The organism is Streptomyces sp. ITFR-16 (genome assembly GCF_031844705.1).
GTDB lineage: Bacteria > Actinomycetota > Actinomycetes > Streptomycetales > Streptomycetaceae > Streptomyces.
On the sequence record NZ_CP134609.1, the window covers coordinates 4902699 to 4925206 of the forward strand.

General features: G+C 71.8%; 20 protein-coding genes and 1 riboswitch. Of the genes, 18 read left to right on the forward strand and 2 right to left on the reverse strand.

The window, feature by feature from the left end; translation table 11 throughout:
• Positions 1-144 precede the first annotated feature (144 nt).
• Positions 145-3675, forward strand: coding sequence for a transcription-repair coupling factor (gene mfd, locus RLT58_RS21765; protein WP_311312048.1), 3531 nt, complete (start codon positions 145-147; stop codon positions 3673-3675).
• Between the two features lie 10 nt (positions 3676-3685).
• Here the strand turns inward: mfd and RLT58_RS21770 are convergent, their stop codons facing one another.
• Positions 3686-4258, reverse strand: a complete 573-nt coding sequence (locus tag RLT58_RS21770) for a TetR/AcrR family transcriptional regulator (protein WP_311312049.1) — start codon at positions 4256-4258, stop codon at positions 3686-3688.
• Positions 4259-4363: 105 nt separating this feature from the next.
• Between RLT58_RS21770 and RLT58_RS21775 the strand changes: the two genes are divergently transcribed.
• A complete protein-coding gene (locus RLT58_RS21775) occupies positions 4364-5236 on the forward strand; it encodes an SCO6745 family protein (RefSeq protein ID WP_311312050.1) in 873 nt (290 codons plus the stop codon).
• Between the two features lie 135 nt (positions 5237-5371).
• Complete coding sequence (locus tag RLT58_RS21780) at positions 5372-6127, forward strand: HNH endonuclease family protein (RefSeq protein WP_311312051.1); 756 nt, start codon at positions 5372-5374, stop codon at positions 6125-6127.
• 21 nt (positions 6128-6148) lie between these two features.
• On the opposite strand, the gene RLT58_RS21785 is transcribed toward RLT58_RS21780, so the two are convergent.
• The gene (locus RLT58_RS21785; protein ID WP_311312052.1) at positions 6149-6922 is read right to left on the reverse strand and encodes an SDR family oxidoreductase; all 774 of its coding nucleotides are present in this window, start codon (positions 6920-6922) and stop codon (positions 6149-6151) included.
• Between the two features lie 76 nt (positions 6923-6998).
• On the opposite strand from RLT58_RS21785, the gene RLT58_RS21790 reads away from it, so the two are divergent.
• The 15 genes from RLT58_RS21790 (at position 6999) to RLT58_RS21860 (ending at position 22421) form a co-directional block, all read left to right on the forward strand.
• Positions 6999-7628, forward strand: a complete 630-nt coding sequence (locus RLT58_RS21790; protein ID WP_399131663.1) for a TetR/AcrR family transcriptional regulator — start codon at positions 6999-7001, stop codon at positions 7626-7628.
• Between the two features lie 152 nt (positions 7629-7780).
• Positions 7781-8341 (forward strand): hypothetical protein, encoded by a 561-nt coding sequence (locus RLT58_RS21795; RefSeq protein ID WP_311312054.1) that lies wholly within the window; start codon positions 7781-7783, stop codon positions 8339-8341.
• Complete coding sequence (locus RLT58_RS21800; protein WP_311312055.1) at positions 8338-9870, forward strand: protein kinase domain-containing protein; 1533 nt, start codon at positions 8338-8340, stop codon at positions 9868-9870. Before RLT58_RS21795 ends, RLT58_RS21800 begins: the two co-directional genes overlap by 4 nt.
• Before the next feature lie 92 nt (positions 9871-9962).
• Complete coding sequence (locus tag RLT58_RS21805) at positions 9963-10931, forward strand: glycosyltransferase family 2 protein (protein WP_311312056.1); 969 nt, start codon at positions 9963-9965, stop codon at positions 10929-10931.
• Positions 10928-11329 (forward strand): GtrA family protein, encoded by a 402-nt coding sequence (locus RLT58_RS21810; protein WP_311312057.1) that lies wholly within the window; start codon positions 10928-10930, stop codon positions 11327-11329. Before RLT58_RS21805 ends, RLT58_RS21810 begins: the two co-directional genes overlap by 4 nt.
• Before the next feature lie 229 nt (positions 11330-11558).
• A complete protein-coding gene (locus RLT58_RS21815) occupies positions 11559-12215 on the forward strand; it encodes a SurA N-terminal domain-containing protein (protein ID WP_311312058.1) in 657 nt (218 codons plus the stop codon).
• A 32-nt stretch (positions 12216-12247) separates the two neighbouring features.
• Positions 12248-13219, forward strand: a complete 972-nt coding sequence (locus RLT58_RS21820; RefSeq protein WP_311312059.1) for a nucleoside triphosphate pyrophosphohydrolase — start codon at positions 12248-12250, stop codon at positions 13217-13219.
• 9 nt (positions 13220-13228) lie between these two features.
• Positions 13229-14578: a cytochrome P450 family protein gene (locus RLT58_RS21825; RefSeq protein ID WP_399131664.1), complete on the forward strand. Its 1350-nt coding sequence runs from the start codon at positions 13229-13231 to the stop codon at positions 14576-14578.
• A 105-nt stretch (positions 14579-14683) separates the two neighbouring features.
• Positions 14684-15640, forward strand: coding sequence for a transglycosylase family protein (locus RLT58_RS21830; protein ID WP_311312060.1), 957 nt, complete (start codon positions 14684-14686; stop codon positions 15638-15640).
• Positions 15641-15952: 312 nt separating this feature from the next.
• Positions 15953-16124, forward strand: a riboswitch (cyclic di-AMP (ydaO/yuaA leader).
• A 4-nt stretch (positions 16125-16128) separates the two neighbouring features.
• On the forward strand, positions 16129-16875 hold the full coding sequence (locus RLT58_RS21835; protein ID WP_311312061.1) for a transglycosylase family protein: 747 nt from the start codon (positions 16129-16131) through the stop codon (positions 16873-16875).
• A gap of 321 nt (positions 16876-17196) precedes the next feature.
• On the forward strand, positions 17197-18477 hold the full coding sequence (gene eno, locus RLT58_RS21840) for a phosphopyruvate hydratase (protein ID WP_093539874.1): 1281 nt from the start codon (positions 17197-17199) through the stop codon (positions 18475-18477).
• Between the two features lie 98 nt (positions 18478-18575).
• Positions 18576-19046, forward strand: a complete 471-nt coding sequence (locus RLT58_RS21845; RefSeq protein WP_311312062.1) for an FtsB family cell division protein — start codon at positions 18576-18578, stop codon at positions 19044-19046.
• 64 nt (positions 19047-19110) lie between these two features.
• Positions 19111-19650 carry a DUF501 domain-containing protein gene (locus tag RLT58_RS21850; RefSeq protein ID WP_311312063.1) on the forward strand — a complete coding sequence of 180 codons (540 nt, stop codon included), beginning with the start codon at positions 19111-19113 and terminating at the stop codon, positions 19648-19650.
• A gap of 5 nt (positions 19651-19655) precedes the next feature.
• Positions 19656-20597 carry a Ppx/GppA phosphatase family protein gene (locus RLT58_RS21855; RefSeq protein ID WP_311312064.1) on the forward strand — a complete coding sequence of 314 codons (942 nt, stop codon included), beginning with the start codon at positions 19656-19658 and terminating at the stop codon, positions 20595-20597.
• Between the two features lie 438 nt (positions 20598-21035).
• Positions 21036-22421: an NAD(P)/FAD-dependent oxidoreductase gene (locus tag RLT58_RS21860; protein ID WP_311312065.1), complete on the forward strand. Its 1386-nt coding sequence runs from the start codon at positions 21036-21038 to the stop codon at positions 22419-22421.
• Positions 22422-22508 lie beyond the last annotated feature (87 nt).

The window sequence follows — 22508 nt, forward strand, 5'->3', positions numbered from 1 at the left end:
GGTGCCGCCCGTTGCGGGAGCGGCTGTCAGCCCGGAGTCGTACGCTGGAACCCCGGCCCGTGCTACGTGTCGGGCCCTTCGCGTTGCCCCCTGGCAGCAGCCGGCTGTCAGACCTCGCCCTCGTTACCCGGACGGAAGCCCTTCATGAGCCTGCACGGTCTGCTGGATGTCGTCGTACGTGATCCGGCGCTCGAAGAAGCGGTGAAGGCCGCCGGTGACGGTCACCGGATGCACATCGACCTGGTGGGCCCGCCGGCCGCGCGGCCCTTCGCCGTGGCGGCGCTGGCCCGGGAGGCCGGCCGGACCGTGCTCGCCGTCACCGCGACCGGGCGCGAGGCCGAGGACCTGGCGGCCGCGCTGCGCACGCTGCTGCCGCCGGACACGATCGCGGAGTTCCCGTCCTGGGAGACCCTGCCGCACGAACGGCTCTCGCCCCGCTCCGACACCGTGGGCCGCCGGCTCGCCGTGCTGCGGCGCCTCGCGCACCCGAGGCAGGACGACCCGGAGACCGGGCCGGTCTCCGTCGTCGTCGCCCCGATCCGGTCCGTGCTCCAGCCGCAGGTCAAGGGTCTCGGCGACCTGGAGCCCGTCGCGCTGCGGATCGGACAGAGCGCGGACCTCGGCGAGACCGTCGAGGCGCTCGCGGCAGCCGCGTACTCCCGGGTCGAACTGGTCGAGAAGCGCGGTGAGTTCGCGGTGCGCGGCGGCATCCTGGACGTCTTCCCGCCGACCGAGGAGCACCCCCTGCGGGTGGAGTTCTGGGGCGACGACGTCGAGGAGATCCGCTACTTCAAGATCGCCGACCAGCGGTCGCTGGAGATCGCCGAGCACGGGCTGTGGGCGCCGCCCTGCCGTGAGCTGCTGCTGACCGACGAGGTGCGCGAGCGGGCCGCCGCGCTCGCCGAGGCCCACCCCGAGCTGGGCGAACTCCTCGACAAGATCGCCCAGGGCATCGCGGTGGAGGGCATGGAGTCCCTCGCCCCGGTTCTGGTCGACGAGATGGAGCTGCTGCTCGACGTGCTGCCCGAGGGCTCCATGGCCGTGGTCTGCGACCCCGAGCGGGTGCGGACCCGGGCCACCGACCTGGTCGCCACCAGCCAGGAGTTCCTCCAGGCGTCCTGGGCGGCGACCGCGGGCGGCGGAGAGGCTCCGATCGACGTCGGCGCGGCCTCGCTGCGGGGCATCGCGGACGTCCGGGACCGGGCCCGTGAGCTGGGCATGATGTGGTGGTCGGTCTCGCCGTTCGCCGCCGACTCGGAGCTGGACGCGGACACCCTCGCCCTGCGGATGCACGCCCCGGAGGCGTACCGGGGCGACACCGCCCGCGCGTTCGCCGACACCAAGGGCATGCTGGCCGACGGCTGGCGCACGGTGTACGTCACCGAGGGCCAGGGCCTCGCCTCCCGTACCGTCGAGATGCTGGCCGGCGAGGGCATCGCGGCCCGTCTGGACGCGGACCTCGCGGAGATCTCCCCGTCCCTGGTGCACGTCTCCTGCGGCGCCATCGACCACGGCTTCGTCGACCCCGGGCTCAAGCTCGCCGTCCTCACCGAGACCGACCTCACCGGGCAGCGCACCGCCACCAAGGACCTGGGCCGGATGCCGGCCCGCCGCCGCAAGACGATCGACCCGCTGACGCTGGAGACGGGCGACTACATCGTCCACGAGCAGCACGGCGTGGGCCGCTACATCGAGATGGTGCAGCGCACGGTGCAGGGCGCCACCCGCGAGTACCTCCTCGTCGAGTACGCCCCCGCCAAGCGCGGCCAGCCCGGCGACCGGCTCTACATCCCGACCGACCAGCTGGAGCAGGTCACCAAGTACGTCGGCGGCGAGGCCCCCACCCTGCACCGCCTCGGCGGCGCGGACTGGACCAAGACCAAGGCGCGCGCCAAGAAGGCCGTCAAGGAGATCGCCGCCGACCTGATCAAGCTCTACTCGGCCCGGATGGCGGCCCCCGGCCATGTCTTCGGCCCGGACACCCCCTGGCAGCGCGAACTGGAGGACGCCTTCCCGTACGCGGAGACGCCCGACCAGCTCACCACCATCGCCGAGGTCAAGGAGGACATGGAGAAGTCCGTCCCCATGGACCGGCTGATCTGCGGCGACGTCGGCTACGGCAAGACGGAGATCGCGGTCCGGGCGGCCTTCAAGGCGGTCCAGGACGGCAAGCAGGTCGCCGTCCTCGTCCCCACGACCCTGCTGGTCCAGCAGCACTACGGCACCTTCACCGAGCGCTACTCCCAGTTCCCCGTCAACGTACGGGCGCTGAGCCGCTTCCAGTCGGAGACCGAGTCCAAGGCGACGCTGGAGGGGCTGAAGGACGGCTCGGTCGACCTGGTCATCGGCACCCACCGCCTCTTCTCCTCCGAGACCCGGTTCAAGGACCTGGGCCTGGTCATCGTCGACGAGGAGCAGCGCTTCGGCGTCGAGCACAAGGAGCAGCTGAAGAAGCTCCGCGCCAACGTGGACGTGCTGACCATGTCCGCGACGCCCATCCCCCGTACGCTCGAAATGGCCGTCACCGGCATCCGCGAGATGTCGACGATCACCACCCCGCCGGAGGAGCGCCACCCGGTCCTCACCTTCGTCGGCCCGTACGAGGAGAAGCAGATCGGCGCGGCCATCCGGCGCGAACTGCTCCGCGAGGGCCAGGCGTTCTACATCCACAACCGGGTCGAGTCCATCGACCGGGCCGCCGCCCGGCTGCGCGAGATCGTCCCCGAGGCGCGGATCGCCACCGCCCACGGCCAGATGTCCGAACAGGCACTGGAGCAGGTGGTGGTGGACTTCTGGGAGAAGAAGTTCGACGTGCTGGTCTCCACGACGATCGTCGAGTCCGGCATCGACATCTCCAACGCCAACACCCTGATCGTGGAGCGCGGCGACAACTTCGGCCTCTCCCAGCTGCACCAGCTGCGCGGCCGGGTGGGCCGAGGACGCGACCGGGGCTATGCGTACTTCCTCTACCCCCCGGAGAAGCCGCTCACCGAGACCGCCCACGAGCGCCTGGCCACGATCGCCCAGCACACCGAGATGGGCGCGGGCATGTACGTGGCGATGAAGGACCTGGAGATCCGCGGCGCGGGCAACCTCCTGGGCGGCGAGCAGTCCGGCCACATCGCGGGCGTCGGCTTCGACCTGTACGTCCGCATGGTCGGCGAGGCGGTCGCGGACTACCGGGCCTCCCTGGAGGGCGGTGTCGAGGAGGAGCCGCCGCTGGAGGTCAAGATCGAGCTCCCGGTCGACGCGCACGTCCCGCACGACTACGCACCCGGCGAGCGCCTGCGCCTCCAGGCGTACCGCTCCATCGCCTCGGCCTCCTCGGAGGACGACATCAGGGCGGTCCGCGAGGAGCTCACCGACCGCTACGGCAAGCTGCCGGAACCGGTCGAGAATCTGCTCCTGGTGGCGGGTCTGCGCATGCTCGCCCGGGCCTGCGGCGTCGGCGACATCGTGCTCCAGGGGCCGAACATCCGCTTCGCACCGGTCGACCTGCGCGAGTCGCAGGAGCTGCGCCTGAAGCGGCTCCACCCCAAGACGGTCATCAAGCCGGCCCTCCACCAGATCCTGGTCCCTCGCCCCACCACGGGCAGGATCGGCGGCAAGCCGGTCGTGGGCCGCGAACTGCTGGCGTGGACGGGGGAGTTCCTGACCACGATCCTGGGGTCGTAGCGGCGGGGGCTCAGGAGCCGTCCGGCCTGAACAGCAGGCCGGTGAGCGACCGGAACGCCTCCTCCGGCTCCCGTCCCTCCAGCGCGTCGGGGAGGTTGCCGCTCAGCAGCAGCGTGGCGAAGCCGTGGGCCAGGGACCAGGCGGCCACGCCCGCGAGGCGGGGGTCCTCGCCCCGGCCGGTGGCGGGGAGGCCGGTTACGCCCGCGCGCAGTTCCGCCGAGGCGTGCTCCTTCGCGGCGAGCAGGGCGGGGTCGTCGACGCGGTAGAGGCCGGGCTGGAACATCACCTGGAAGTGCGCGGGGTGCGTCGCCGCGAACCGTACGTAGGCCACGCCCCGCTCCCGGAGGTCCGGGGCGCCGGCCAGGGCGGCGGCGAAGAGGGTGTAGCCCTCGGTGGCGATGGCGGTGAGCAGGCCCGTGCGGTCCTTGAAGTGGTGGGCGGGGGCGGCGTGGGAGACGCCGGCCCGGCGGGCCAGGTCGCGCAGGCTCAGCGCGGCGGGGCCCTCGGTGGCGATGACGTCGAGGGCGGCGGTGAGGACGGCCCGCCGCAGGTCGCCGTGGTGGTAGGCGCGGTCACTGGTCATGGGCGGCAGATTACGCGGAATCTAGGCGTTGACAAGTTGCAGCCCCGGAGTGCAGGGTGGGGATCTAGTCAGTGACAAGATGAGTGAGTGCGCGGAGGCGGGGACATGTCCGAGGAAGAGGAACTGGGTCGCGTGCGGCAGCTGTGGCATCTGCTGGAGCCCCTGCACGCCGTTCTCTACTACGCGCCGGAGGCGTTCGACGAGGCCGCCGCGCTCGGGTACGGCGTGGACGAGCGCTGGCCGAGCTACTTCGCCTGGCGGGCGGCGCCGCTCGGTGCGGCCGGGGCCGAGCGGGTCACCGAGACCTTCTGCAGCTTCAGCCCGGAGGTGGTCGCCGCGTACGTCCCCGCCGCCTGGTCCGTCGCCTCGCCGGACGCGGTGCTCGACGCCCGCCGCCGGGCCGTGGACCGTACGTACCGGACCCTGCTGGGGGAGGCGGTGGGCGCCCCGGAGACGGCTGAGGCCGCCGCGCTCGTGCGCCGCGCCGCCGAGGCCGCCGACACGACCGGCCGGCCGCTCGCCGCGGCCAATGCCGCGCTGCCCTGGCCGGACGCACCCCACCTCGTGCTCTGGCACGCCGCGACCGTCCTGCGCGAGCACCGCGGCGACGGCCATCTGGCCGCCCTCGCCCACGCGGGGCTCGACCCGGTCGAGTCGCTGGTCTCCTTCGCCGCGATCGGCGCGGCCCGCCCCGAGGTGTTCGCGAGCCGGCGGTGGAGCGACGAGGAGTGGCGGGCGGCCCGCCGGCGGCTGGTGGAGCGGGGGCTGCTGGCGGACGACCACACCGCGACGGAGGCGGGCCGGGCGCTGCGGGCCGAGGTCGAGCGGCGCACCGACGAGGCGGCGGCGGGCCCCTGGCGGGCGCTCGGCGACGGGGAGCGCGAGCTGCTCGTCGAGCTGCTCGGGCCGCTGTGGGTGGCGGCGCTCGGCTCCGGACTGCTGCCCTCGGAGACGACGCTGGGCATCGGCAAGGTGTGATCCGGGCCGCATCGGGGGTGAAGGGGAGTCATGAATGCCTCCTGACGGGGAAGACGTCCGTAGGATTCCCGGGTTGGTTCGGCTTTCTCCCCGTCAGGACGGCTTCGAGTGATATCTCCCCGCGTGTGTCGAGTGATGGTTCCCGCTCTGGCCGTGACGGCCGCCCTGGCGCTGGCCGGCTGCGACCCCGACGAGATGGCGTCCGGCGGCGACCCCTCGGGCGCCGGCTCCCGGGGCGGCGCCCAGTCCGCCACCGGCTTCGGCGCCAGCCCGCTGGACAACGCCGACGGTACGAAGCCGGGCCTCGCCCCCCTGACCTCCGACGCGGACCGGGCGGCCGCCCGCAAGGTCATCGAGAAGGTGGCCACCAAGGGCCGCGGCCCCAAGACCGGCTACGAGCGCGACAAGTTCGGCTACGCGTGGAAGGACTCCGTCGACGGCGTCCCGCTCTCCCGCAACGGCTGCGACACCCGCAACGACCTGCTGGCCCGGGACGGCAAGGACGTCGAGCTGCGCGCGGGCTCGGACTGCGTGGTCGTCTCCATGACGCTCAAGGACCCCTACACGGGCTCGACCATCGAGTGGCGCAAGCAGCAGGCCACCAAGGTCCAGATCGACCACGTCATGCCGCTCTCCTACGACTGGCAGATGGGCGCCGCCCGCTGGAACGAGGCCAAGCGGCAGCAGATTGCCAACGATCCGCTCAACCTCATCCCGGTGGACGGCCCGGCCAACAACGCCAAGCGCGACTCGGGCCCCGCCTCCTGGCTCCCCCCGTACAAGCCCGTCAGGTGCGCGTACGCGCTGCGGTTCGCACAGGTCTCGCTGAAGTACGAACTCCCGGTCACCGCACCGGACAAGAAGGTCATGCTGGAGCTGTGCGGGGGCTGACGGGGCGGGGCGCCGGCGCTGTCAGAGGCCCGCGCCCCCGGTCGCGTCGACCACCCGGCCGGTGACCCAGCGGGCGTCGTCCGAGGCGAGGAACGCCACGATGTCCGCGATGTCCTCCGGCTGCCCGACCCGGCCCAGCGCGGCCAGCGAGGCGGCGTGCTCCTCGGCCTCGGCATTGCCGCGCAGCCAGCCCGCGTTGACATCCGTGTCGACGATCCCCGGGGCCACCGAGTTGGCCGTGATGCCGCGCGGGCCCAGCTCCTTGGCGAGGTTCAGCGTGAAGGTGTCCAGCGCGCCCTTGGTCGCGCCGTAGGCGATGATCTCGGGCATCGCGATCCTGGCCGCGCCGCTGGAGATGTTGATGATGCGCCCGCCGTCGCGCAGCCGCCCCAGCCCGTGCCGGACGATGAAGAACGGCGCGCGGACGTTGACCGCGAAGACCTCGTCGAAGTCCTCCTCGGTGAGACCGGCCAGGGCGGACGAGCGCCCGATGCCGGCGTTGTTCACGATGATGTCCACCCCGCCGGCGGGCGCGTACGCGGTGATCCCCGCGTCGAACACGGCCCACAGGGCCTCCGCGTCGCCGTGCGCGCCGAGTTCGGCGCGGACCGCGAACGCGGTGCCGCCGCTTTCGCGGATCACTCCGACGACCTTCTCGGCGGCGGCCGTGTCCCGGGCGTAGGCGACCGCCACGACGGCCCCGTCCCGCCCGAGCCGCTCCGCGATGCCCCGGCCGATGCCGCGGCTGCCTCCGGTGACCAGTGCGACCTTGCCCTCAAGTCCGTGTCCGGGCACGACTGTTCCCTCCCCGCTTTGTTGAGTGATCGTTCCAGAAATAACGCAGCACGGCTTCTTGAGCGAACGTTCTAGAATGGGTGGCATGGGTCAGACAGGTGCGACGCGCGGGCGGCCGCGTTCCTTCGACCGGGACGCGGCCCTGGTGGCCGCCACCCGGCTCTTCTGGGAGCGCGGATACGCGGCGACCTCCGTCGGCGAGCTGACCGAGGCGATGGGCATCAGGCCCGCGAGCCTTTACGCCGCGTTCGGCGACAAGCGCACCCTCTTCGAGGAGGCGGTCGCCGCCTACGGGCGGACCCCCGTCGGCGCCTTCATGGGCCGGGCCCTGGAGGAGGAGCCCACGGCGTACGGCGCGTTCGCGCGGATCCTGCGCGAGGCGGCCCGGATCTACGCCGACCCCTCCCACCCCGCCGGCTGCATGACGATCACGGCCGCGACCAACATCGCCCCGCAGGACGCCGAGGTGGGCACCTTCCTCCGGGAGCTGCGCAACGCCAACCTGGTGGCCTGGGAGGCGCGGCTGCGCACCGCGCGGCGCACCGGCGAACTCCCGCCGGACGCCGACCCCGAGGCCCTGGCCGGCTACTTCGCCACGGTGATCCAGGGGATGTCCCAGCGCTCCTGCGACGGGGCCGGCGCCGCCGAGCTGGCCGCGATCGCCGAACTGGCCCTGGCCGCCTGGCCGGGCCGCCGCGAGGAGTGACCGCGCGCCCCGGTACGGTCACGCGCAAGTGAGCGGAACCACAACGGTTCCGTACAACCCGGGGGCCTCTGACGGTGTCGCCCTTTACGCTCGGTCTGCGCGCACGCCCGTGTGCGCGCGGACGTCTCATGACCAGGTCTCCAGGAGCAGCCATGTACGCCCCGGGTCATCCGCCGACGGCGCCGCGCAGAGTCCCCACCAGGGCCTGGATCGTGTCGATGCGCGTGCTGTTCACCGTGCTCTCGGTGTTCTCCTGCGGCATGCTCCTGTGGGCCCCGCTGCTGCGGCTCGCGATCGTCCGCCGCCGGGCGGCGGACTGGTGGGTGGCCGGCGGCGCCTTCGTCCTCGTCCTCGTGCTCCTGATCGTCCTCGGCAGGGACGGCAGCGAGGACGCGCACGGCATCGACTTCGCCCTCATCCCGCTCCTGCTCCTGTCGGCGGTCGCCGCCCCGGTCCACTACCTCGTCGCCGACGTCCGCCACTACGCCTGGCTGACCCGGCTCAACACCGGCACCGGCCCCCTGCCGCCCGGATACGGCTACGCGCCGACGGTGCCCATGGCGACCCCCGTACCGACACAGCCCCCGGGGCCCTACGTTCCCCAGCCGCCGCATCCGGCCCCGCACCCCGCGCCGCCCCCGCAGCGCATCGACCAGGTCCGTGCCGAGCTCGACGAGCTGAGCGACTACCTCCGCAAGGAGGAGGGCCGGTGAGCGGTCGCCTCATCGGCGGGCGGTACGAGCTGGCGACGATCCTCGGCCAGGGCGGCATGGGCCAGGTCTGGACCGCCTACGACCAGCGCCTGGACCGCCGCGTCGCGGTCAAGCTGCTGCGCCCCGACCGGGTCGCCGGGCCCGTCGGCGGCGACGCGGCCGACGAGCTGCGCCGCCGCTTCGTCCGCGAGTGCCGGGTCACCGCCCAGGTCGACCACCCGGGCCTGGTCACCGTCCACGACGCGGGCAGCGACGGCGACGACCTCTACCTCGTCATGGGGTACGTCGAGGGCGCCGACCTCGGCGACCACCTCGCCGAGCACAGCCCGTACCCCTGGCAGTGGTCCGTCGCGGTGGCCGCCCAGCTCTGCGCGGTGCTGTCCGCGGTGCACGCGGTGCCGATCGTCCACCGCGACCTCAAGCCCCGCAACGTGATGGTCCGTCCCGACGGCACCGTCCTCGTCCTGGACCTCGGTGTCGCCTCCGTCCTGGACACCGACACCACCCGCCTCACCCACACCGGCACCCCCATCGGCTCCCCGGCCTACATGGCCCCCGAGCAGGCGATGGGCGGCGCCGTCGGCCCGTACACCGACCTGTACGCGCTCGGCGTGCTCCTGCACGAACTCCTCAGCGGCGATGTGCCGTTCGCCGGCTCCACCGCCCTCGGCGTGCTGCACCGCCACCTCTACGAGGCGCCGCGCCCCGTCCGGCAGATCCGGCCCGAGATCCCCGAGCCGCTCGAAGCGCTCGTGCTGCGGCTGCTCGCCAAGGACCCGCAGCACCGCCCGGCCGGCGCCCAGGAGGTCTACGAACACCTCGCCCCGCTGCTCCCCGCCCGCAGCCCGCACCTGCCCGCGCGGCCGCTCGACCCGACCCGCCCCTTCCTGCGGCCGCACGCCCCGTGGCCCGACCGCGCCACGACCCCGCCGGCCGGCCTGCCCGCCCCGGTGCCCGCCCGGCCGGATGTCGCGGCCGCCGTCGACGAGGTCAAGAAGCTGCTCGGCGAGGGCCGCATCACCCAGGCTGTGGACCTGCTCGGCGGCATCCTCCCCGCCGCCGCCGAACAGCACGGCGAGGGCTCCCCGGTGGTCCGCATCCTGCGCAAGCAGTACGCGGCGACGCTGATGGACGACGGGCAGTACCGCCGGGCCCTGCCCGAGCTGCGTCGGCTGGCCGACGACCGGGCGGCGGAGGCCGGCTCCGCCGACCCGCAGACCCTCGGCTTCCGGTGCGACACGGCCCAGTGCCTGGAACAGCTCGGCGAACCCGCCGCCGCGCTCGCGGAGTACCGCGCCGTCCTGCCGTACTACGAGAACCAGTACGCGACCAACAACGACCCCGCGCGCTCCTACGAGATCCGCCACCGCATCGGCCATCTGCTGCTGGCGCTCGGCGACCACACGGGCGCCCGCGCCCAGTTGCAGGCACTGCTCTACGACACCGAGCGGATGTACGGCCCGCACCACCCGCTCCCCGCCGAACTGCGCCGTCAGCTGGCCCGTCAGCTGGAGGTCCGGGGCGGCTGAACCACCGCCCGTCCGGGCCAGTTCACCCAATCGTCGCCCCCAGGCCACACCCGCCATCCGCTCCCGACACATTGACCGGCTGATGTACATTCGTGCTGATCTCGCTGGTGGTGCCCTGCTTCAACGAGGAAGACATTCTCGAGCGCTTCCATGAACGCGTGACGGAGGAGATGACCCGGCTGGGTCATGCCTTCCAGCTCGTGTACGTGGACGACGGGAGTACGGACCGGACCCTGCCGCTCCTCCAGGAGCTGGCGGCCGCCGACCCGCGGGCCCGCTACGTCTCCTTCAGCCGCAACTTCGGCAAGGAGGCCGCCATGCTGGCCGGCCTCCAGCACGCCGAGGGGGACGCCGTCGTCCTGATGGACGCCGACCTCCAGCATCCGCCGGAGCTGGTCGGCCGCATGCTCCAGGAGCACGCGCGCGGCTACGACCAGGTCATCGCCCGCCGCACCCGCAAGGGCGACCGCGTCACCAGGACCCTCACCGCACGCGCCTACTACTGGCTGATCAACCGCCTCGTCGACGTGGAGCTCGTCGACGGCGTCGGGGACTTCCGGCTGCTGTCGCGCCGGGCGGCGGACGCCGTGCTCGAACTCACCGAGTACAACCGCTTCTCCAAGGGCCTGTTCGCCTGGGTCGGCTTCCCCACCACGACGTTCAGCTACGAGAACGCCGTCCGGGAACAGGGCCGCTCCGCCTGGACATTCGGCAAGCTGCTGAACTACGGACTCGACGGCCTGCTGTCCTTCAACAACAAGCCGCTGCGCGCCGCGCTCTACCTCGGCATGCTCCTGATGTCCCTGGCCCTCGCCTACGCCGCGTGGATCGTCGGCGTCGCGCTGGTGAAGGGCGTCGACACCCCCGGATACGTCACCCTGCTCGTGGTGGTCACCGCGCTCGCCGGCGTCCAGATGGTGATGGTCGGAGTGGTCGGGGAGTACGTGGGCCGGATCTACTACGAGGTCAAGCGCCGCCCGCACTTCCTGGTCAAGGACACCAACACCCAGGCCCGCAGGCCGGCACCCGAGCCGGAACCCCTGGAGTTCGTACGCCGATGACGGTCAAGGCCCAGCTGGTCCGGTTCGCCCTGGTGGGCGCCGTGAACACCGGCACGTACTACGGCTGCTACCTCGTCCTGCTGCGCTGGCTGCCGTACATAGCCGCGCATGTGGCGGCCTTCGGGCTCAGCATGACCGGCTCGTTCTTCCTCAACTCGTACTTCACCTACCGCACCCGCCCCACCTGGCGGAAGTTCCTGCTCTTCCCGCTCACCAACGCGGCCAACTTCGTCATCACCACCGGCGGGGTCTATCTGCTGGTGGACCTGGCCGGCTTCAGCAGCCGGTACGCCCCGCTGGTGGCGGCCGCCGCCGCGATCCCGATCACCTTCGTGGTCTCGCGCACGATCATGCTGCGCCCGGACGCCCCGCCGAAACAGGCCGAGCGCGTCGGCTGAGCGGGGTCGCGGGCAGCCCACATCCCCAACTCCCTCCGAATCGTTGGTCGAACACGCGCATCTGCGGCGTCGTCGTCAATCAACAACGCTCCGCGTTGCCTCAGTCCTGCGCCCCGCAGCCGCACGCATACGGACCCGCTCCTTTTCCCGCCCCCCGATTGCCGGATGCTCTAGCATCGATCACCGCAAGGCCTTGTGCACCGCCGCACAATCTCCTCGGGAGGCTCCTTTGCACCGCCGCCGTCGCTCCGCGCTCACCGTCTCCGCCGCACTGCTCTGCGCGGCGCCGCTCCTCGCCGCCTGCGGCAGCCAGGCCCACCCGGGCGCCGCGGCCGTCGTGGGCGGGGACCGGATCACGGTGTCCACCGTCCAGGCCCAGGTGGCGGACGTGCGCGAGGCGCAGAGCGCCTCCCAGCAGGCCGCCCAGGTCACCAATCAGTCGGGCCGGCTCGCCCGCGCCAAGCTGCACGGGCTGATCCTCGACCGGGTCCTGGACCGGGCGGCGGCAGACGCGGGGGTCACGGTCACACGTGCGGAGATCCAGCAGATGCGGCAGTCGGCCGCCGCCCAGTACAAGGGGGAGAAGGGGCTGCGGGCCGCGGTGCTCCAGGAGCGCTGGATCGCCCCGGACCAGATCGACGCCTTCCTGCGCGAGCAGATCCAGCTCACCAAGCTCGGCCAGGCGCTCGGCGCCGACCCGTCCACCCCGGCCGGCACCAAGGTCCTCGGCGACGCGCTGAGCAAGGCGTCCAAGGCACTGAAGGTCGATGTCAACCCGCGCTTCGGCGCGTGGAACAACCAGCAGATCCAGCTCGGCGACTACAAGGCCCCCTGGATCACCCAGGTCACCAAGCCGGAGCAGCCGGCCGCGGCGGCCGGGGCCTGAGGCGGGCCGCGCGGCCGGGGTAGATTCGCGGGGTGAACGCTGAAGACCCCGGCCGCATCGTCCTGCTCACCGCCAGCCACCGGGTCGCGCCGGGACTGCTGTCCTGGCCCGCCTGGCAGACGCTGCACGCCGCCGACCGCGTGTACTGCGGGGAGCGGGACCAGCCGCAGCTGCCGTATCTGCGCGAGGCCGGCGTCACCGTCACCCCGGGTGTGCCCGACGCACAGGAGCTCGTGGACGCGTGCGCCGGCGGCCGGACCGTCGTGGTCCTCACCGGCGGGGAGGGCAACCAGCCGCTGACCGACGGGCTCGCCCGGCTGGCCGGTTCGGGGCGGGTGCGGATGCCGGACCTGGAGCTGCTGCCCGGTTCGTACGATCTGCCGGGCGCCCGGCTCCTGGATCTGGTCCAGGTCATGGACCGGGTCCGCCGCGAGTGCCCGTGGACCTCGCAGAAGACCCACCGGGGCCTGGCCAAGTACGCGATCGAGGAGGCGTACGAACTCGTCGAGGCGATCGAGGACGGCGACCGGGACGAGCTGCGCGAGGAGCTCGGGGACGTCCTGCTCCAGGTCGTCTTCCACGCGCGCATCGCCGAGGAGGACGAGCAGGAGCCCTTCTCGGTGGACGACGTCGCCGCCACGCTCGTCGAGAAGCTGATCCACCGCCACCCGCACGTCTTCGGCGACGAGACCGCCGAGACCCCCGAGGACGTCCAGGAGCACTGGCTGCGCACCAAGGCGATCGAGAAGCAGCGCGACTCGGTCACCGACGGGGTGCCGCTCGGCCAGCCCGCCCTGGCGCTCGCAGCGAAGCTCGCCGGCCGGGCCCGCACCGCCGGACTCGAGGTGGCGCTGCCCGGGGGCGACGAGAGCGACGGCGTCGGCTACCGGCTCCTCGCCCTGGCGGTGCGGGCCCAGGAGGACGGCATCGACCCGGAGGCCGCGCTGCGGGCCGCGGGCCGCGCCTACCGGGACGCCATCAGGGCGGCGGAGGGCAACGGATAACGTCGGGGGGTGAACGACAGCCCCGCCGGCAGCCCGGCCGAGATCCCCGCCGACGCCCCCGCCGGCTGCCCCGCCCACGGGGCGTCCGCCGATGTGCCGCCCGCCCCCGCACTCTTCACCTGGGAGTTCGCCACCGATCCGTACCCCGCCTACGCCTGGCTGCGCGCGCACAGCCCCGTGCACCGCACCACGCTGCCCAGCGGGGTCGAGGCGTGGCTCGTCACCCGGTACGCGGACGCCCGCCAGGCCCTCGCCGACACCCGGCTCTCCAAGAACCCGGCCCACCACGCCGAGTCCGCGCACGCCAAGGGAAAGACGGGCATTCCGGGCGAGCGCAAGGCGGAGCTGATGACGCATCTGCTGAACATCGACCCGCCCGACCACACCCGGCTGCGCCGGCTGGTGTCCAAGGCGTTCACGCCCCGGCGCATCGCGGAGTTCGCGCCCCGCGTGCAGGAGCTGACGGACCGGCTCATCGACGGCTTCGTGGCGAAGGGGGAGGCCGACCTCATCCATGAGTTCGCCTTCCCGCTGCCCATCTACGCCATCTGCGACCTGCTCGGCGTCCCGGCGGAGGACCAGGACGACTTCCGGGACTGGGCCGGCATGATGATCCGCCACGGCGGCGGCCCGCGCGGCGGGGTGGCCCGCTCGGTGAAGAAGATGCGCGGCTATCTGCTCGAACTGATCCACCGCAAGCGGGAGAACCCCGGCGACGACCTGATCTCGGGGCTGATCCGGGCGAGCGACCACGGCGAGCACCTGACCGAGAACGAAGCCGCGGCGATGGCCTTCATCCTGCTTTTCGCCGGGTTCGAGACCACGGTCAACCTCATCGGCAACGGCGTGCACACCCTGCTGCGCCATCCGGCGGAGCGGGAGCGGCTGCAGCGTTCGCTGGCGGCGGGGGAGACGGAGCTGCTGGCCACCGGGGTCGAGGAACTGCTGCGGTTCGACGGGCCGGTGGAGCTGGCCACCTGGCGGTACGCCACCGAGGAGCTGGCCATCGGCGGACAGCGGGTGGCGGCGGGCGATCCGGTGCTGGTGGTGCTGGCGGCGGCCGACCGGGACCCGGAACGCTTCGGCGGACCGGACACCCTCGACCTGTCACGCAGTGACAACCAGCACCTGGGCTACGGACACGGCATCCATTACTGCCTGGGAGCACCGCTGGCCCGGCTGGAGGGGCAGTCCGCGCTCGCGATGCTCCTGAAGCGCCTCCCGGACCTGCGACTTGCGGGGGATCCTGCCGATTTGCGCTGGCGCGGCGGGCTCATCATGCGTGGACTGCGCACCCTTCCGGTCGAGTTCACCCCCGGCGCGCGGTCCGACGAAGGTGACACTCTGTCAACTCTGTGACTTTCACGTGATCTCTGCTGCATCGACTTGTGACACACGTTCGAGTCCCGCTAGGTTCACCGTTCGACTCACCAGTCACTCGTCAGTCACACGGAAGGCATTCCCATGGGCTCCGCGAACGGCAGACACCGCCGCCCTCGGCAGGCACCCGCCATCATCGTCGCCGCAGGCGTGACCGGCTCGGCCATCGCCATCCCGCTGCTCGGCGCGGCAGGCGCGCACGCGGCGGACGCGTCGACCTGGGACCGGGTGGCCGAGTGCGAGAGCGGCGGCATGTGGAGTGCCGATCTCGGCAACGGCTACTACGGCGGACTGCAGTTCTCGCAGGAGGTCTGGAAGGCGTACGGCGGCGAGTCGTACGCCGAGCGCGCGGACCTCGCCAGCCGCTCGCAGCAGATCGCCGTGGCCGAGAAGGTCCTGGACGACCAGGGGCCGAAGGCGTGGCCCAGCTGCGCGGTCGTCTCCGGGCTCGCGGTGGACGGGACGCTGCCGGGTGTCGACCCGGGCAGCACGCCCTCCGCCGACCCCTCCTCGGACGCCTCCGACACCTCCGGGAGCGAGGACGGGTCCCTGGGCGCCGATCCCTCCGACGACGCGTCGGAGTCGGAGAAGACGGACACGCCGTCGCCCGAGGCCACGGACAAGGGTGACGCGAAGGGCAAGGGCAAGAGCGACGGGAAGACGCCGGACGCCTCGGCCTCCCCGTCCGCCACGCCCTCCACCGGCCCCTCCGGCTCGGCGGACCCGTCGGACGGGGCGCAGGAGAAGGGCGGCAGGCACCGGGGCGCTCCGGCGCCCGAGGAGACCCGGGGCGGCGGCAGCGGCCGGGACTCGGGGCGGCACGCCTCGCGCGGTGACGGCGGCGCCCGCGACACGGGTGCCCAGGCCGAGGACGGCACGTACACGGTGCGGCCGGGCGACAACCTCTGGGCGATTGCGGACGCACAGGACCTGCCCGGCGGCTGGCCGGCGCTCTACGAGGCCAACAAGGCGGAGGTCGGCTCCGACCCGGACCTCATCCTGCCTGGCCAGAGCCTCGACCTCGGCCTGAAGGCTGAATGAGCATCATCTGATCATCGGCTCGGAAGCAGTCGAAAGCGCCCCGAAAACTGGGGTAGTTCAGAGGCCTATGTCCCACTTTGGAAGGAGTGAGACATGGGTCTCTTTGCGTGAACTGGCGTGTCTTGTCCGGGAGGTCCCCCCGCATCCGTTCCGACCTGCGCAAACAGGCGTTCATAGGATGCAAGGAAGGGCTGTTTATCCGGTATGTCCTTCTTTGAATGTGGGGGTTGCGTGTGTTTACGGTCGGAACCGCTCGCACCGCGGGCCCCGTCGACCGTCACGCCGAATCCTGCCGTCGGTCGAAGGGAACAGACGCGTAAAGCGCCGTAGGCAGGAGCGGGGGACCCAGGTAGGCGCCGGGCCCGGTCGTCGTGAGACGCACCAGGACCGGCTAGGGGTGAAGTCGCACGCAAGGACGTGCGACCGGGCAACTCACTTGGCCCGAACCCGACAGCTCACCTCGTAGGCGTCGGTGAGGAGAAGTCTCGATGCTGCTCAACAGCAAGGGCAACAAGCACCGCCGCCCGTCCAAGGCCGTCCGTATCGCCACGCTCGCCGGTGTCACCGGTGCCGCCATCGCCGTCCCGCTCATGGGCGCGACCGGCGCCTCCGCCGCCTCGGTGTCCACGTGGGACGCCGTCGCCCAGTGCGAGTCCGGTGGCAACTGGTCCATCAACACCGGCAACGGCTACTACGGCGGCCTGCAGTTCTCGCAGTCCAGCTGGGCCGCCGCCGGCGGCACCCAGTACGCGGCCCGCGCCGACCTGGCCACCAAGGCCCAGCAGATCGCCACCGCCGAGAAGCTCCTCGACATGCAGGGCCCGGGCGCCTGGTCCTGCGCCGGCGCCGGCAACCTGAGCAACGACGGTGTCGACCCGGGCGTCGACACCGGCTCCGGTGCCGCCAAGACCGAGACCGCTCCGAAGCAGGAGTCCGCGCCGGCCCAGCAGGCCGCGCCGAAGAAGGCCGAGCGCACCGAGGCGCCCGCCACCAACCGCTCGGACCGCTCGGCCGCCCCGAAGAAGGCCGAGAAGAAGACCGTCACCACCCCCACCGGCGACAAGGTCGCCAAGGGTGACGGCGAGTACAAGGTCGTCGCGGGCGACTCGCTCAGCAAGATCGCCGCGGACCACAAGGTCAAGGGCGGCTGGGCGAAGCTCTTCAAGCTCAACAAGGACATCGTCGAGGACGCCGACCTGATCTACCCGGGCCAGCAGCTCCACCTGACGAAGTAGTGGCGACCTCTCCTCGCTGATCACCACGGCCGCCCCGGCCCGGTGCGCACCTTCCCCCCGTGCGCTCCGGGCCGGGGTCTGCCGGTTCCGGCGCCGCCTGCGCGGCCGGCGGGCGGTCACCGGGAGGCTTGATCGTTCAACTGTTGTCGTTACTGGTCAGTAAATTTCTGGCCGTCTGTCCCGCTATGCCTGCCCTTGGGTCCTTTTTCGTCCCAGGGGACGGGCGCCCGGCCGACGGAGCGGGCCGGGCCGGTTAGGCTCTTGTCGCAAGGCCAAAGTGACCCTGCACAACCAGCGTCATATCCCAGAAGGAGATGCCTCGTGCCGTCCATCGACGTCGTCGTAGCCCGGGAAATCCTCGACTCCCGGGGCAACCCCACGGTCGAGGTCGAGGTTGGCCTCGACGACGGCAGCACGGGTCGTGCTGCTGTCCCGTCCGGAGCCTCCACCGGTGCGTTCGAGGCCATTGAGCTTCGCGACGGTGACCCCAACCGCTACCAGGGCAAGGGCGTCGAGAAGGCCGTCCTCGCCGTGATCGAGCAGATCGGCCCGGAGCTCGTCGGGTACGACGCGACCGAGCAGCGCCTCATCGACCAGGCGATGTTCGACCTGGACGCCACGGAGAACAAGGGCTCGCTCGGCGCCAACGCCATCCTCGGCGTCTCGCTCGCCGTGGCGCACGCCGCCTCCGAGGCCTCCGACCTGCCGCTGTTCCGCTACCTCGGTGGCCCGAACGCGCACCTGCTGCCCGTCCCGATGATGAACATCCTCAACGGTGGGTCGCACGCCGACTCCAACGTGGACATCCAGGAGTTCATGATCGCCCCCATCGGCGCGGAGTCCTTTTCCGAGGCCCTGCGCTGGGGCGCCGAGGTCTACCACACGCTCAAGAAGGTCCTGAAGACCAAGGGCCTGTCCACCGGTCTCGGTGACGAGGGCGGCTTCGCGCCGAACCTCGAGTCCAACCGCGCCGCCCTCGACCTCATCCTCGAGGCCATCAAGGAGGCCGGTTACGCCCCGGGCAAGGACATCGCGCTCGCGCTCGACGTCGCCGCCTCGGAGTTCTACAAGGACGGCAAGTACGAGTTCGAGGGCAAGTCCCGCTCGGCCGCCGAGATGACCGAGTACTACGAGGAGCTCGTCTCCGCGTACCCGCTGGTCTCCATCGAGGACCCGCTGTACGAGGACGACTGGGCCGGCTGGAAGGTCATCACCGACAAGCTCGGTGCCAAGGTGCAGATCGTCGGCGACGACCTCTTCGTCACCAACCCGGAGCGCCTGGCCCGCGGCATCGAGGAGGGCTCCGCCAACGCCCTGCTCGTCAAGGTCAACCAGATCGGTTCGCTGACCGAGACCCTGGACGCCGTCGAGCTGGCCCAGCGCAACGGCTTCAAGTGCATGATGTCCCACCGCTCCGGCGAGACCGAGGACGTCACCATCGCCGACCTCGCGGTCGCCGTGAACTGCGGCCAGATCAAGACCGGCGCCCCGGCCCGCTCGGACCGTGTCGCCAAGTACAACCAGCTGCTGCGCATCGAGGAGATCCTCGACGACGCCGCGGTCTACGCGGGCCGTTCCGCCTTCCCGCGCTTCAAGGGCTGACAAGCCCGGCGGGGGCAACTGCCCCGGCCTCCGTCCGTCCCCGCACTCGGTCCCGTACCGTGTGCGGGGACGGACGTGCGTAATGGGGAGGCGGAGACATGGCCGCGAAGGACCGGGACCGGTTCTCCACCGCGACCCGGCTGAGGCTGCTCGGCGAGCAGACCGCCGCCCGCGTCTACCGGTCCCAGAACCGCCGGCAGGCCCGCCGCTCCCGGCTCACCGGCCGGGCCGCCTTCCTGGCCCTGGTCGTCTGCTCCCTGGTCGTCGCCCTCGCCTACCCGATGCGTCAGTACGTCTCGCAGCGCGACGAGATCGCCGACCAGCAGCGGCTGGCGCAGGAGGCCGAGGCGCGCACCGAGGAGCTGCGGGACGAGAAGGCCCGCCTCCAGGACGACGCGTACGTCAAGCGGCTGGCCCGCGAACACCTGCACTACCTTCTTCCCGGGGAGACCGGCTACACCGTGGTCGACCCCGACGCGGCCAGGGAGCGCGACGGGAAGCCGGGCGAGACCGACCGCCCGTGGCACTCCAACCTGTGGGACGGCGTCGACAGCGCCGACCGCGGCTGAGCCGCATTCCCCGTACATCTCTGCAGAACCGCAGTTCGAGCAGTCCGACCAGACCTAGGCAGGCATGGAAACGCCCCCTCCCCAGACCGAGTCCACCGCGCCCACGGACGCGGACATCGCCGCGTTCCAGCAGCAGCTGGGGCGCCCGCCGCGCGGTCTGCGCGCCATCGCGCACCGCTGCCCGTGCGGCAACCCGGACGTGGTCGAGACACAGCCCCGGCTGGAGGACGGTACGCCGTTCCCGACGACGTACTACCTGACGTGCCCGCGCGCGGCGTCCGCGATCGGCACGCTGGAGGCGAACGGGGTCATGAAGGAGATGACGGCCCGTCTGGAGACCGACCCGGAGCTGGCCGCCGCGTACCGGGCCGCGCACGAGGACTACCTCGCGCGGCGCGACGCCATCGAGGTGCTGGAGGGCTTCCCGAGCGCGGGGGGCATGCCGGACCGGGTCAAGTGCCTGCACGTGCTCGTGGGGCACTCGCTGGCGGCGGGACCGGGCGTGAACCCGCTGGGGGACGAGGCGATCGCGATGCTGCCGGAGTGGTGGCGCAAGGGGCCGTGCGTGTCGCCGTGCGACGGGCCGGGCGGGGACGAGGGCTGAGGGCCATGACGCGGGTAGCTGCCATCGACTGCGGTACCAACTCCATCCGTCTGCTCGTCGCGGACGCCGATCCCCGCACGGGCGAGTTCACCGAGCTCGACCGGCGGATGGAGATCGTCCGGCTGGGGCAGGGGGTCGACCGGACCGGGCGGCTCGCCCCCGAGGCGCTGGAGCGCACGTTCGCCGCCTGCCGGCAGTACGCGGCGGTGATCGAGGAGCACGGCGCCGAGAAGGTCCGCTTCGTCGCCACCTCGGCCTCCCGGGACGCGGAGAACCGGGACGACTTCGTGCGCGGGGTGCTGGACATCCTGGGCGTCGAGCCCGAGGTGATCAGCGGCGACCAGGAGGCCGCGATCTCGTTCGACGGCGCCACCAAGGAGCTCGCCGGGCGCGACGACCTCGCGAAGCCGTACCTGGTCGTGGACATCGGCGGCGGCTCCACCGAGTTCGTCGTCGGCGACGACCGGGTGCGGGCCGCCCGGTCCGTGGACATCGGGTGCGTCCGGCTGACCGAGCGCCATCTCGTACGGGACGGCGAGGTCACCGACCCGCCCGCGCCCGAGCAGGCCGACGCGATCCGGGCGGACGTCGCCGCCGCCCTGGACCTGGCCGGGCAGACCGTCCCGCTCGCCTCGGCGGCCACCCTCGTCGGCCTCGCCGGGACGGTCACCACGGTGGCCGCCATCGCGCTGGGTCTGGAGGAGTACGACTCCGAGGCGATCCACCACTCCCGGGTCTCCCTGGAGCAGGTCCGGGAGATCACCGCGCGGCTCCTCGCCTCCACCCACGCCGAGCGCGCCGCGATCGGTGCCATGCACCCGGGACGGGTCGATGTGATCGCCTCGGGCGCCCTGATCCTGCTGGCCGTCATGGAGCGCGCGGGCGTCCGCGAGGTCGTCGTGAGCGAACACGACATTCTCGACGGAATCGGCTGGTCCATCGCCTGACGGCGGGCCTTCGGGACGCGGGCGGGAGTGCTGCTCATACGCACTCCCGCCTGCACCTTTGAGAGGCCCGGGGCCACTCGGGGGGTCCCTCGGGAGACACGTCGCGACGAAGTTCGTGAACTTCTTCACAAGGAATTGGGCCCTTGGGGCGGGACTTCTGCTCCGGATGGACCCCGGCGAGGGTGTGCGGGGTCACTCCCGGCTGATACGGCCCCGTTCCGGGGGCGTTGCGGGAGTGTGTACGGGGAGGGCGGTTCACCCGGTCCGGCGGCTCGAGGGCCAGCTCACAAGCGGTGAACAACGTTCGCCGCCGCGTTGCGGTTCCCCGCCCGGGCCATGACCTGGGTCACGTGGGCGGCGAAGTGTAGCAGAGGGTGGGCCATACCTTGTGAAGGGGCTCACGAGCCCGCCCCCCGAGGGGGGTGGATACTCGATGGCATGAGCACCACGGAGCGTCCCAGGATCCTCGTAGTAGGCGGTGGGTACGTAGGCCTGTACGCAGCTCGACGCATTCTGAAGAAGATGCGCTACGGAGAGGCGACCGTCACGGTCGTCGACCCGCGCTCGTACATGACGTACCAGCCCTTCCTCCCCGAAGCTGCTGCCGGCAGCATCTCGCCTCGGCATGTCGTCGTCCCGCTGCGACGCGTCCTGCCCAAGGCCGAGGTCCTCACCGGCCGCGTCACGACCATCGACCAGGACCGCAAGGTCGCCACGGTTGCGCCGCTCGTCGGCGAGGCCTACGAGCTGCCCTTCGACTACCTGGTCATCGCGATGGGCGCCGTCTCCCGTACCTTCCCGATCCCCGGCCTGGCCGAACAGGGCATCGGCATGAAGGGCATCGAGGAGGCCATCGGCCTGCGCAACCACGTTCTCGAGCAGCTGGACAAGGCCGACTCGACGACCGATGAGGACGTCCGTCGCCGGGCGCTCACCTTCGTCTTCGTGGGCGGCGGCTTCGCCGGTGCGGAGACCATCGGCGAGGTCGAGGACATGGCCCGCGACGCGGCGAAGTACTACACGAACGTGAAGCGCGAGGACATGCGCTTCATCCTCGTCGACGCCGCCGACAAGATCCTTCCCGAGGTCGGCCCGAAGCTGGGCACCTGGGGCCGGGAGCACCTGGAGTCCCGTGGTGTCGAGGTCTTCCTCTCGACCTCCATGGACTCCTGCGTCGACGGTCACGTGGTGCTGAAGAACGGTCTGGAGGTCGACTCCAACACCATCGTGTGGACGGCCGGTGTGAAGCCGAACCCGGCGCTGGCCCGCTTCGGTCTGCCGCTCGGCCCGCGCGGTCACGTGGACACCAACGAGAAGCTCCAGGTGCAGGGCACCGACTACATCTGGGCCGCGGGCGACAACGCCCAGGTGCCGGACATGATCGGCCGCAAGGCCGGCAACCCGAACGCCTGGTGCCCGCCCAACGCGCAGCACGCGCTGCGTCAGGCCAAGGTCCTCGGTGACAACGTCATCTCCGGGTTGCGCGGCTTCCCGCAGGGCGACTACAGCCACGCCAACAAGGGTGCGGTCGCCGGTCTGGGCCTGCACAAGGGCGTCGCGATGATCGTCATGGGCAAGGTGAAGATCAAGCTCAAGGGCCGTCTCGCCTGGTACATGCACCGCGGCTACCACGGCATGGCGATGCCGACCTGGAACCGCAAGATCCGGATCTTCGCCGACTGGACGCTCGCGATGTTCCTCAAGCGCGAGGTCGTCTCCCTGGGCGCCATGGAGACCCCGCGCGAGGAGTTCTACGAGGCCGCCAAGCCGGCCCCGGCACCCGCCGCCGCCAAGCCGGTGGGCGAGAAGGCCAAGGCCTCCTAGCCCTCGCGGCACAGCAGGACAGCAGGACCGTTGTACGACGCCCGAAGGGGCCGTCCGCCATCCGTGGTGCGGGCGGCCCCTTCGGCG

Coding starts and splice junctions, on each gene's coding strand:
- mfd (WP_311312048.1), top strand. CDS start 145: ATGAGCCTGCACGGTCTGCTGGATGTCGTCGTACGTGATCCGGCGCTC.
- RLT58_RS21770 (WP_311312049.1), bottom strand. CDS start 4,258: ATGACCAGTGACCGCGCCTACCACCACGGCGACCTGCGGCGGGCCGTC.
- RLT58_RS21775 (WP_311312050.1), top strand. CDS start 4,364: ATGTCCGAGGAAGAGGAACTGGGTCGCGTGCGGCAGCTGTGGCATCTG.
- RLT58_RS21780 (WP_311312051.1), top strand. CDS start 5,372: ATGGTTCCCGCTCTGGCCGTGACGGCCGCCCTGGCGCTGGCCGGCTGC.
- RLT58_RS21790 (WP_399131663.1), top strand. CDS start 6,999: ATGGGTGGCATGGGTCAGACAGGTGCGACGCGCGGGCGGCCGCGTTCC.
- RLT58_RS21795 (WP_311312054.1), top strand. CDS start 7,781: ATGTACGCCCCGGGTCATCCGCCGACGGCGCCGCGCAGAGTCCCCACC.
- RLT58_RS21810 (WP_311312057.1), top strand. CDS start 10,928: ATGACGGTCAAGGCCCAGCTGGTCCGGTTCGCCCTGGTGGGCGCCGTG.
- RLT58_RS21830 (WP_311312060.1), top strand. CDS start 14,684: ATGGGCTCCGCGAACGGCAGACACCGCCGCCCTCGGCAGGCACCCGCC.
- RLT58_RS21835 (WP_311312061.1), top strand. CDS start 16,129: ATGCTGCTCAACAGCAAGGGCAACAAGCACCGCCGCCCGTCCAAGGCC.
- RLT58_RS21845 (WP_311312062.1), top strand. CDS start 18,576: ATGGCCGCGAAGGACCGGGACCGGTTCTCCACCGCGACCCGGCTGAGG.
- RLT58_RS21850 (WP_311312063.1), top strand. CDS start 19,111: ATGGAAACGCCCCCTCCCCAGACCGAGTCCACCGCGCCCACGGACGCG.
- RLT58_RS21855 (WP_311312064.1), top strand. CDS start 19,656: ATGACGCGGGTAGCTGCCATCGACTGCGGTACCAACTCCATCCGTCTG.
- RLT58_RS21860 (WP_311312065.1), top strand. CDS start 21,036: ATGAGCACCACGGAGCGTCCCAGGATCCTCGTAGTAGGCGGTGGGTAC.